Source organism: Massilia sp. NBRC 108631 (genome assembly GCF_059704565.1).
The window spans coordinates 157859-169005 of sequence record NZ_BAAKJE010000168.1 but is presented as its reverse complement, the minus strand read 5'-3'; the positions used below and the strand labels follow the sequence as shown (position 1 = coordinate 169005).

The window sequence follows — 11147 nt, the reverse complement described above, 5'->3', positions numbered from 1 at the left end:
GTCGGGCGGCATGCGCCAGCGCGTGGCCATTGCCCGCGTGCTGGCGCTCGATTCGCCCATCATGCTGATGGACGAGCCGTTCGGCGCACTGGACGCGCTGACGCGGCGCAACCTGCAGGACGAGCTGCTGCGCATCTGGTCCGAGCTGAAAAAGACCATCATCTTCGTCACCCACAGCATCGAGGAGGCCATCTACCTGGCCGACCGCATCGTGGTCATGACCTACCGGCCCGGCACCGTCAAGCGCGACCTGGCGGTGGACCTGCCGCGCGGGCGCGACCCGGCCGCGCCCGAGTTCAACGCCCTCAAGCGCGAACTGGGCCAGCTGGTGATGGAGGAACAGCAGCGCCACCACCACGACGAGCTGCGCATGGCGGCGGTCGATTAGCGGGCGGGCATGCGGCGCGCCCGCTTAGTGTAAACTTATCCCCATGCAGACTTATTTTCTGATCGCAGCCGCGTTGCTGTATATAGTGTGTGCCGTCCTGCCGCCGCGCCGGGCCGGCCTGATCTCGGCCGCCACGGCGGCGGCCTGGCTGCTGCACGGGGCCAGCCTGTGGCTGGCGGTGTCGGCGCCCGGTTCGCTGCGCATCGGCTTTGCCGCCATGCTGTCGTCGGCGCTGTGGATCTCGGTGGGCGCCTACTGGCTGGAAAACCGCAATTTCGCGCTGGACGGCTTGCGCCGCATCGTCATGCCGAACGCGGCGCTGGCGGTGCTGCTGCAGGCCGCCTTCCCCGGCGCGCTGGTGGCGCTGGACGGCAACGCCCGCATTCTGGGCTGGCACATCGCGGTGGCCACGCTGGCCTACAGCACCTTGACCATCGCCGCCTTCCACGCGGTGCTGATGGCGCTGCAGGAATCGCGCCTGCACACGCGCGGCCAGCGCGCCGGCTTCCTGTCGGCCGCGCTGGACCAGCTGCCGGCGCTGCTGACCATGGAAAAGCTGCTGTTCCGCCTGATCGCCTTCGGCTTCGTGCTGCTCAGCCTGACCGTGCTGTCGGGCATCGTATTCTCCGAGGAACTGTTCGGCAAGGCGCTCAAGTGGGACCACAAGTCGGTCTTCACCCTGCTGTCCTGGCTGCTGTTCGCGGCGCTGCTGGCGGGCCGCCACTTCCGCGGCTGGCGCGGCAAGACGGCGCTCAGTTTCACCCTGGCCGGTTTCGCCACTCTGCTGCTGGCCTATGTCGGCAGCCGTTTTGTCCTGGAAGTGGTTTTGCATCGAGGTATGGCATGACACGTATTTTGTTCTGGCTGGCGCTGATTTTCCTGGTGGTGGCGGCGATCCGCAGCAAGCTGCGCGCGGCCGCGCGCGCCCAGCAGATGCGCACCGACCCGCAGCAAGCGGCGCGCATGGCCGCCGCGCGCGCGGCCGCCGAAGCCGAGGCGCTGGCCCAGGAGCGGGCGCGCCAGGCCGGCTCGCCCCAGGCGCAGGCGCGCGCGCGCGCCGTGGCCGAGGCGGAAACCATGCTCAGCTGCGCGCACTGCGGGGTGTTCTTCCCGGCGTCCGAGGCGGTGCAGCGCGGCGGCCGCGATTTCTGCAGCCAGGCCCACGCCGAGCAGCCGGCGCCCTGACAGTGACGGCGCGCCTGCAAGCGCTGACGGCCGCGTCGCGCGACACCTTCTGGCGCTCGCTGCAAACCCTGAACGGCACCCGGGTGGTGATCGCGCTGGTGCTGCTGGCCTACCTGAGCGTCGATACGCGCGGCCTGCGCGGCGCCGGTTCGCTGATGTACGCCCAGGTGTGCGCGGCCTACCTGCTGCTGGCGCTGGGCTTCGCGGTGCTCACCAGCAAGGTGCGGCGCCGCTTCCTGGCCCAGCTGCTGCTGCAAATCGCCTGCGACCTGGCCCTGATTTCCCTGCTCTACCTGGGCGCCGGCGGCGCCCGCAGCGGCCTGGCCATCCTCTACCTGTTCCCGCTGGCCGGCCTGGCCATCCTGGCGCCGCTGGTGCTGGCGCTGTTCTCGGCCTCGCTGGTGGCGCTGTTCATGCTGGGCACGGCGCTATGGCAGACGGTGGTGCAGGACGCCGACAGCACCTTGCTGCAGTCCGGCCTGTTCGGCGCGGCCTTCCTGGCGGCGGTGCTGGTGGTCAACCGCATGGCGGCCAAGCTGATCGGCCAGGAAGAGCTGGCGGCGCGGCGCGGGGTGGAGATCGGCGTGCAGCAGGCGGTCAACCGGCTGGTGATGTCGCACATGAGCGACGGCATCGTGGTGGTCGACGCCGGCGGCCAGGTGGTGGCCGGCAACCCGGCCGCGCAGCAAATGCTGGGCCTGGCCGGCGACGCGCAGTTCGACCTGGCGTCGGCGCCGGCACTGGCGCCGCTGGCGCGCGCCTACCGCGACTGGCGCGCCGACCCGCTGCAGGCCACGGCGTTCCTGACCATCAAGCCCTACACCGACCCGGCGCTGCAGGACGTGACGGCGGCCTGGAGCGCGCGGCGCGAACTGGCCGCGCATTTGAAGGTGCGCTTCGCGCCGGTCGAGGCCGACGGCCTGGACGTGGAGCGCAGCGTGATCTTCCTGCAGGACGTGACGGCCATCGAAAACCAGGCGCAGGACTTGAAGCTGGCCTCGATGGGACGGCTCACGGCCAGCATCGCGCACGAGGTGCGCAACCCGCTGTCGGCCATCGGCCATGCCACCTCGCTGCTGAGCGAGGACCTGGCCGGGCCGGTGCACACGCGCTTGCTCAAGATCGTGGCCGACAACGTGGCGCGCGTGAACCGCATGGTGGAGGACATCCTGCAGCTGTCGCGCAAGGTGCAGCCGCACAGCGAGCCGCTGGCGCTGGCCGGCTTTCTCGCCGAGCTGGCCGCCGAGTTCCAGGACACGCACGCGCTGGCGCCGGGCATCGTGCGGCTGGAGGTGGGCGGCGGCGCGGCCACGGTGCGCTTCGACGCGCTGCACCTGCGCGAGGTGGTGCTCAACCTGCTCAACAACGCGGTGCGCTACGCGAGCGGCCGGCCGGGCAGCATCCGGGTGTTCGTGGTGGGCGGGCGCGGGCGCGGCGCGGGCCTGGAGCTGCACGTGCAGGACGACGGTCCCGGCATTTCGCCCGAGGTGCGGGCCCACCTGTTCGAACCGTTCTACACCACCTCCAGCAAGGGCACCGGGCTGGGGCTGTATCTGGCGCGCGAATTGTGCTTGAATAACGAGGCCATGCTGGACTATGAATACCGCTACGACCAGGGCGTGCAGGCCGACGGCAGCCGCCAGTCCAGCGGCCGTTTCGTGATCACGTTTGCCAGGCCGGGCGCCTGAACCACCTACTATATAGAGAAGGACACCCATGAGTGCTCCCCGCAATTCCCCGCGCGTGCTGGTCGTCGACGACGAAGCCGACCTGCGCGAGCTGCTGGAAATTACCCTGCTCAAGATGGGGCTGGACGTGGACAGTGCCGAAAACCTGGCGCAGGCGCGCGCCTATCTGGCGCAAGCCCAGGCCCAGGCGCAAGGGGAGGGCGCGGACGGCAAGGGCGCGGCGCCCTACGCGCTGGTGCTGACCGATATGCGCCTGCCCGACGGGCTGGGGCTGGAGCTGGTGCGCGAAGTGTCGGCCAGCTTCCGCAATACGCCGATCGCGGTGGTGACGGCCTACGGCAGCGCCGACAATGCGGTGGTGGCGCTCAAAGCGGGCGCCTTCGACTACATCAGCAAGCCGGTGGCACTGGACCAGCTGCGCGTGATGGTGCAGTCGGCGCTGCGGCTGAACGCACCGGCGGCCGAGGCGGCGGACGCGGCGCCGCGCGCGCCGAGCCGGCTCAAGGGCGACTCGGCCGTGATGCAGGCGCTGCGCGCGCAGATCGCGCGCCTGGCGCGCTCGATGGCGCCGATCGCCATCAACGGCGAGTCCGGCAGCGGCAAGGAGCTGGCCGCGCGCGAGATCCACGCGCAAAGCTCGCGCGCCGGCAAGCCCTTCATCGCCGTCAACTGCGGCGCGATTCCCGAGGCGCTGATGGAGGCCGAATTCTTCGGCTACCGCAAGGGCGCTTTCACCGGCGCGGCCGACGAGCGCGACGGGTTTTTCCAGGCCGCCAACGGCGGCACCCTGATGCTCGACGAGGTGGCCGACCTGCCGCTGGCCATGCAAGTCAAGCTGCTGCGCGCGATCCAGGAGCGGCGCGTGCGCAAGATCGGCGCCACCGCCGAGGAGGCCGTGGACGTGCGCATCATCAGCGCCACCCACAAGAACCTGGAGCAGCTGGTCGAGCGCGGCGCGTTCCGGCAGGACTTGTTTTACCGGCTTAACGTGATCGAGCTGAGTTTGCCGCCGCTGCGCGAGCGGGCCGACGACCTGGGCCTGCTGACCGACGCCATCCTGGCCCGGCTGGGCACTTTCGAGCAGCGCGTGGTGCTGGGGCCGGGCGTGCTGGAAGCGCTGCGCGGCTACGCCTTCCCCGGCAATGTGCGCGAGCTGGAGAATATCCTGGAGCGCGCGCTGGCCTTCGCCAACGACGGCGTGATCGAGGTGCGCGACCTGGCGCTCAAGGTGGGCAAGAGCCCGGATGCGCCGCCCGGCTACCTGCCGCCCCCGGCCGAGCTGCGCCACGACACCGGCGCGCCGCAGGGGCCGGGCACGCCGCAGGGCTACATGCACCTGCCCGCGCCGCCCGCACCCGCACCCGCCGCGTCCGCGCCGGCGCCCACACCGGCGCCGGCGGCTGGCGGCCTGCCCGCCGCCCCGGACGCGCTGCCGAGCAACCTGCCCGACTACCTGGCCCAGGTCGAGCGCGACATCATCATGCGCGCGCTGGCGCAGACCCAGTACAACCGTACCCAGGCCGCCAGCCTGCTGGGCATCAGCTTCCGCCAGCTGCGCTACCAGATGCAAAAGCTCAACATCCAGGAGCCGGAAGGGTAGGACCGTGCCGGGTAGACTATAATGCTGCCCCGCCGCCCGGTTCCGGCCAGGGTGCCGGCGGCTGGCGCAAGCGGCAATGTTGTGTTTTCGCCAGTGCAATATACGGCCGCGCCGGCCCGGCTGCCCAAGGATAAGGCAGCGCGAAACGGTGCGCCAAACGCGGCGTTAGTGCTTGCTATCCGGCTCCGGCCCGGGGCTTCGGGCGTCGCTAAATGTCAATAGAAAAATTGCCGTTTTTGCGCCAATTTTCCCTTGTCTTGCCCAGGCAGGCTAACTACAATTAGTGTCTAAATTTGGTCCGTTCACTAGATGTAGTACTAAATCTTGGCAATCGCTCAAAGATACTCTAGAGCAATTGACGAACTTTATTATCAAATCACGCTGGCAACACACTGCTATTTCGGGAGCTTAAATGCAATCAACTCAAGACATCACGAACCAAGTGGCGCCACAAGCGCCGGCATCGGCGGGCGCCGTCAGCGGCCTGGCCACGGCAGCCAGCGCGCTGGGCGATTACCGCATCATCCGCCGCAACGGCGCGGTGGTGGCGTTCGAACCGTCCAAGATCAATGTCGCCATGACCAAGGCTTTCCTGGCCGTGCACGGCGGCCAGAGCGCCGCCTCTGCCAGCGTACGTGAAATCGTCGAAGAGTTGACCAACAGCGTGGTGTCGGCGCTGGTGCGCCGCCAGCCGTCCGGCGGCACCTTCCATATTGAAGACGTGCAGGACCAGGTGGAACTGGCGCTGATGCGCTCGGGCCAGCACGACGTGGCGCGCGCCTATGTGCTGTACCGCGCCAAGCACATGGAAGAGCGCCGCGCCAAGAAGGACGCCGCCGGCACCGCCGCCGCCGCCGAGCCTGAACTGAGCGTGACCGAGAACGGCGTGCGCCGTCCGCTGGTGATGCAGGAAGTGCGCGACCTGATCAACGCAGCCTGCTCCGGCCTGGAAAAGCACGTGGACGCGGACGCCATCCTGGCCGAGACCGTGAAAAACCTGTACGACGGCGTTCCGGTCGAGGAACTGCACAAGTCCGCCATCCTGGCCGCCCGCGCGCTGATGGAAAAAGACCCGGCCTACTCGCAAGTGACGGCCCGCATCCTGCTGCACACCATCCGCAAGGAAGTGTTCGGCCATGAAGTGCCGCAAGCCAAGGCTGCCGCCGAGTACATTACCTATTTCCCGCAGTACATCGCCAAGGGCATCGAGAACGAGCTGCTGGACGCCGAGCTGGCCAAGTTCGACCTGGCCAAGCTGGCCAAGGCCCTGGTGGCCGACCGCGACCTGCAGTTCGGCTACATCGGCCTGCAGACCCTGTATGACCGCTACTTCCTGCACGTGCGCGAAGTGCGCATCGAGATGCCGCAGGCGTTCTACATGCGCGTGGCCATGGGCCTGTCGCTGCGCGAAGAGAACCGCGAAGCGCGCGCCATCGAGTTCTACAACCTGTTGTCGACCTTCGACTTCATGAGCTCGACGCCAACCCTGTTCAACTCGGGCACCCTGCGTTCGCAGTTGTCGTCGTGCTACCTGACCACCGTGTCGGACGACCTGGAAGGCATCTACGACGCCATCAAGGAAAACGCGCTGCTGGCCAAGTTCGCCGGCGGCCTGGGCAACGACTGGACCCCGGTGCGCGCGCTGGGCGCCCACATCAAGGGCACCAACGGCAAATCGCAAGGCGTGGTGCCGTTCCTGAAAGTGGTCAACGACACCGCCGTGGCGGTCAACCAGGGCGGCAAGCGCAAGGGCGCGGTGTGCGCCTACCTGGAAACCTGGCACATGGACATCGAGGAATTCCTCGACCTGCGCAAGAACACCGGCGACGACCGCCGCCGCACCCACGACATGAACACGGCCAACTGGATTCCCGACCTGTTCATGAAGCGCGTGATGGAAAAGGGCGAGTGGACCCTGTTCTCGCCGTCCGAAACGCCGGACCTGCACGACAAGGTGGGCAAAGCCTTCGAACTGGCCTACACCGGCTACGAAGCCAAGGCCGCCGCCGGCGAAATCCGCGTGTTCAAGAAGATCGCCGCGCTGGACCTGTGGCGCAAGATGCTGTCGATGCTGTTCGAAACCGGCCACCCATGGATCACCTTCAAGGATCCGTGCAACATCCGTTCGCCGCAGTCGCACGTGGGCGTGGTGCACTCGTCCAACCTGTGCACCGAGATCACCCTGAACACCGGCCCGGACGAAATCGCCGTCTGCAACCTGGGTTCGGTGAACCTGCCGGCCCATATGAAAGAGGGCAAGCTGGACCACGTGAAGCTGCAAAAGACCATCCGCACCGCGATGCGCATGCTCGACAACGTGATCGACATCAACTACTACGCCGTGGACAAGGCCCGCAACGCCAACATGCGCCACCGTCCGGTGGGCCTGGGCGTGATGGGCTTCCAGGACTGCCTGCACATGATGCGCGTGCCGTTCTCGTCGCAGGAATGCGTGAACTTCGCCGATACCTCGATGGAAGCGGTGTGCTACTACGCCTACCTGGCTTCGACCGAGCTGGCCGAAGAGCGCGGCCACTATGAATCGTACAAGGGTTCGCTGTGGGACCGCGGCATCTTGCCGCAGGACTCGATCGCGCTGCTGGCCGAAGAGCGCGGCGGCTACCTGGAGCAGGACCGCTCGGCGGCCATGGACTGGACCCCGGTGCGCGAGCGCATCAAGAAGTTCGGCATGCGCAACTCGAACTGCGTGGCGATCGCTCCGACCGCCACCATCTCGAACATCATCGGCGTGTCCGCTTGCATCGAGCCAACGTTCCAGAACCTGTACGTGAAGTCCAACCTGTCGGGCGAGTTCACCGAGATCAACTCCTACCTGGTGCGCGACCTGAAGGCGCGCGACCTGTGGGACGAGGTCATGATCGCCGACCTGAAGTACTTCGACGGTTCGCTGACCAAGATCGACCGCGTGCCGCAAGACCTGCGCGACATCTACGCCACCGCGTTTGAAGTCTCGCCGAGCTGGCTGGTGGAAGCGGCTTCCCGCCGCCAGAAGTGGATCGACCAGGCCCAGTCGCTGAACATCTACATGGCCGGCGCCTCGGGCAAGAAGCTGGACGAGACCTACAAGCTGGCCTGGCTGCGCGGCCTGAAGACCACCTACTACCTGCGCACCATCGCCGCCACCCACATGGAGAAATCGACCTCCAAGACCGGCGCGCTGAACGCGGTGGCCGTGGACGGCGGCATGTCGGCCAGCGCCATCGCCGCTGCGGCCCCTGCCGCTGCCGCCGCCGCGGCATCGGCCGCCGCCGTGGAAGACGGCGCCGCCTGCTACCTGCGTCCGGGTGACGATGGTTTCGAGGAATGCGAAGCCTGCCAGTAATACAATAGGAAGTTAGGAAGACCGCGCCCGATGGCGCGGTTCCGTCGTTAATTCAAGAAGGAAATATCATGCTGTCCTGGGACGAAGACACTGCGCCAGCCGCGCAACCCCAAGCACCACTCAACGCCGAAGGCACCGCCGAGCAGATCGCCCGCCGCGTGAACGCCGACGACAAGCGCGTCATCAACGGCCAGACCGACGTCAACCAGCTGGTGCCGTTCAAGTACAAATGGGCCTGGGACAAATACCTGGCCGGCTGCGCCAACCACTGGATGCCGCAGGAAGTAAACATGCAGCGCGACATCGAGCTGTGGAAGAACCCGAACGGCCTGTCCGAAGACGAGCGCCGCCTGGTGAAGCGCAACCTGGGCTTTTTCGTCACCGCCGACTCGCTGGCCGCCAACAACATCGTGCTGGGCACCTACCGCCACATCACGGCGCCGGAATGCCGCCAGTACCTGCTGCGCCAGGCCTTCGAGGAAGCCATCCACACCCACGCCTACCAGTACATCGTGGAGTCGCTGGGCCTGGACGAGCAGGAAATCTTCAACGCCTACAACGAAGTGAAGTCGATCCGCGACAAGGACGAGTTCCTGATTCCGTTCATCAACACGCTGACCGACCCGGCCTTCACCACCGGCACCGTGGAAAACGACCAGAAGCTGCTCAAGTCGCTGATCGTGTTCGCCTGCCTGATGGAAGGCCTGTTCTTCTACGTCGGCTTCACCCAGATCCTGGCGCTGGGCCGCCAGAACAAGATGATGGGCGCTGCCGAGCAGTACCAGTACATCCTGCGCGACGAATCGATGCATTGCAATTTCGGCATCGACCTGATCAACACCATCAAGATGGAAAATCCGCTGCTGTGGACGCCAGCTTTCAAGGAAGAGATCAAGGGCCTGTTCCTGAAGGCCGTGGAGCTGGAGTACGCCTACGCCGAGGACACCATGCCACGCGGCGTGCTGGGCCTGAACGCGGCCATGTTCAAGGGCTACCTGCGCTTCATCGCCAACCGCCGCGCCACCCAGATCGGCCTGGAAACGCTGTTCGACCAGCCTGAGAATCCATTCCCGTGGATGAGCGAGATGATCGACCTGAAGAAGGAACGCAACTTCTTCGAGACCCGCGTGACCGAATACCAGACCGGCGGCGCCCTGAACTGGGACTGATCCGTTTCTGCGTCACCAGGAACCCGGCCACGCGCCGGGTTTTTTTATGGGTGAGGGGTGAGCCCACGCAGCCCCTCTGCCTAACATGTCGAATTGGATGCTGCCGGACGAGTGATTCCAGATAATCCGGTGGCAAATTCAAGATGATGATCTAGAGTGATGGTGATAGCCGTTTGATTTGATTCAGAATTTTTCTGGTTTTTTAAGATAGCTGAATCGCCCCATTTCAGATAATCATCATGCCGGAGTTCCGCCACGCCGACCTCAAGCTGCTGAATCCTTCCTTCGATTCGTCGCTGGTCGACGTGTTGACGGAACTGGAGCAGCTGCGCCGCCTGCAGATCGTCGGCAGCACGCCAGCGCCGGTTTTTCTCCAGCTCAAGCAAATCTTCCACATGCTTGAGAGCCTGGGCTCGGCGCGCATCGAGGGCAACCACACCACGTTGGCAGACTATGTAGAGTCGGCCGTCGAAGGCCGCACGCAGGACAGCGACCAGCTGCGCGAGATATCTAATATAGAAGACGCCATGCAATATATAGAGCGGACCGTCGAACCAGGCGGCCCGATCAGCGAGCGCTTCGTGCGCGAGTTGCATAGCATGGCGGTGCTTGGTCTGACTAGAGAGGGCGACCGCAACCCCGGCGCCTATCGTAGCGAGCCGGTACGGATCGCCCAGTCCCGCCACCTGCCGCCGCCACCGCTCCAAGTGCCAGCCTATATGCAGGAACTGATCGCCTTTATCAACCACGGCGCACCGCCGAAATACGACCTCATCAAAGTGGCGACTGCCCATCACCGCTTCGCCTGGATACATCCCTTCGGCAACGGCAATGGCCGCGTGGTCCGCCTCCTGACCTATGCGCTGCTAATTAAGTACGGCTACAACGTGCGCGAAGGGGGCCGCGTGCTTAACCCGACCGCCGTGTTCTGCAACGACCGCGACCACTATTATGAGATGCTGGCCCTCGCCGACCTGGGCCACGACGCCGCACTGGAAGGCTGGTGCATCTACGTCCTGCAAGGCATCCTGGACGAGTTGCGCAAGGTCGACCGCCTCGCCGACTACAGCTACTTCCAGGAAAAAATCCTCGTCCCGGCGCTGGCCGTGTCGCGCGAGCGCGGTCTCATCACTGCGGACGAACACGCCGTGCTGCTGACCGTGATGAAGCTGAAGACCGCCAAGTCGGCCGACCTCGCCCCCAGTCTGCCTGCGCTCAGCGACGCGCAGCGCACCTACCAGCTCAGAAAGCTGGTGGATCGGAAGATGCTGCAGCCCATCCACGGGGGCGCGCGGCAGTACTCGCTGTCCTTCACTTCCAGCTATCTGCTGCGCGGCGTGGTCAAGGCGCTGGGCGAGCAGGGCTTCATCCCGCCGTCGCTGAACTAGCCGGCGGCGGCGATCGCCTCGATCTCTAACATCGCCTCCGGCGCGTACAGCGCCGCCACTTCCACGATGGTGTCGGCCGGGTAGGGCGGCGCGAACCACTGGCGCCGCAGCTCGACGATCTTGCCGAAGTGCCGCATCGACGTCAGGTAGATGGTCACCTTGATGACGCGCTGCAAGCTTGAGCCGCCGGCCAGCAGCACCCGCTCCAGGTTGCGGAAAGCCTGCGCGGCTTGCGCGTCGAAATCGTCCGCGCCGACGATGGCGCCGTCGTCGCCCACGCCGGCCTGGCCGGATATATAGAGCAGCCCGCCGGCGCGGATCGCCTGCGACAGCAGGTAGGGCGCGTACGGGTCGGGCGTGGTGTGGATCTGTTCAAGCTGCATGGC

At 66.1% G+C, this 11147-nt stretch carries 9 protein-coding genes; 8 read left to right on the top strand and 1 reads right to left on the bottom strand.

The features are described 5' to 3' along the window. From AC6H42_RS18030 to AC6H42_RS17995, 8 genes are all read left to right on the top strand, one after another. Nucleotides 1–388 (top strand): ABC transporter ATP-binding protein (locus AC6H42_RS18030; RefSeq protein WP_497548626.1); only part of this gene is annotated, 388 nt, incomplete at its 5' end. Between the two features lie 43 nt (nucleotides 389–431). Beyond that, a complete protein-coding gene (locus AC6H42_RS18025) occupies nucleotides 432–1235 on the top strand; it encodes a cytochrome C assembly family protein (protein ID WP_497548625.1) in 804 nt (267 codons plus the stop codon). Next, a complete protein-coding gene (locus AC6H42_RS18020; protein WP_057153142.1) occupies nucleotides 1232–1573 on the top strand; it encodes a PP0621 family protein in 342 nt (113 codons plus the stop codon). The genes AC6H42_RS18025 and AC6H42_RS18020 overlap by 4 nt, the downstream gene beginning before the upstream one ends. Nucleotides 1574–1575: 2 nt before the next feature. Continuing rightward, nucleotides 1576–3261: a sensor histidine kinase gene (locus AC6H42_RS18015; RefSeq protein WP_497548624.1), complete on the top strand. Its 1686-nt coding sequence runs from the start codon at nucleotides 1576–1578 to the stop codon at nucleotides 3259–3261. Between the two features lie 28 nt (nucleotides 3262–3289). Next, entirely contained in the window at nucleotides 3290–4861 is a 1572-nt protein-coding gene (locus tag AC6H42_RS18010) for a sigma-54-dependent transcriptional regulator (RefSeq protein ID WP_497548623.1), read from the top strand. A gap of 412 nt (nucleotides 4862–5273) precedes the next feature. Continuing rightward, nucleotides 5274–8204, top strand: coding sequence for a ribonucleoside-diphosphate reductase subunit alpha (locus AC6H42_RS18005; RefSeq protein WP_057153145.1), 2931 nt, complete (start codon nucleotides 5274–5276; stop codon nucleotides 8202–8204). Nucleotides 8205–8272: 68 nt separating this feature from the next. After that, nucleotides 8273–9373: a ribonucleotide-diphosphate reductase subunit beta gene (locus tag AC6H42_RS18000; RefSeq protein ID WP_200953902.1), complete on the top strand. Its 1101-nt coding sequence runs from the start codon at nucleotides 8273–8275 to the stop codon at nucleotides 9371–9373. A gap of 239 nt (nucleotides 9374–9612) precedes the next feature. Next, on the top strand, nucleotides 9613–10761 hold the full coding sequence (locus AC6H42_RS17995) for a Fic family protein (RefSeq protein WP_497548622.1): 1149 nt from the start codon (nucleotides 9613–9615) through the stop codon (nucleotides 10759–10761). On the opposite strand, the gene AC6H42_RS17990 is transcribed toward AC6H42_RS17995, so the two are convergent. Next, a complete protein-coding gene (locus tag AC6H42_RS17990) occupies nucleotides 10758–11144 on the bottom strand; it encodes a RidA family protein (protein ID WP_497548621.1) in 387 nt (128 codons plus the stop codon). The genes AC6H42_RS17995 and AC6H42_RS17990 overlap by 4 nt on opposite strands. Nucleotides 11145–11147 lie beyond the last annotated feature (3 nt).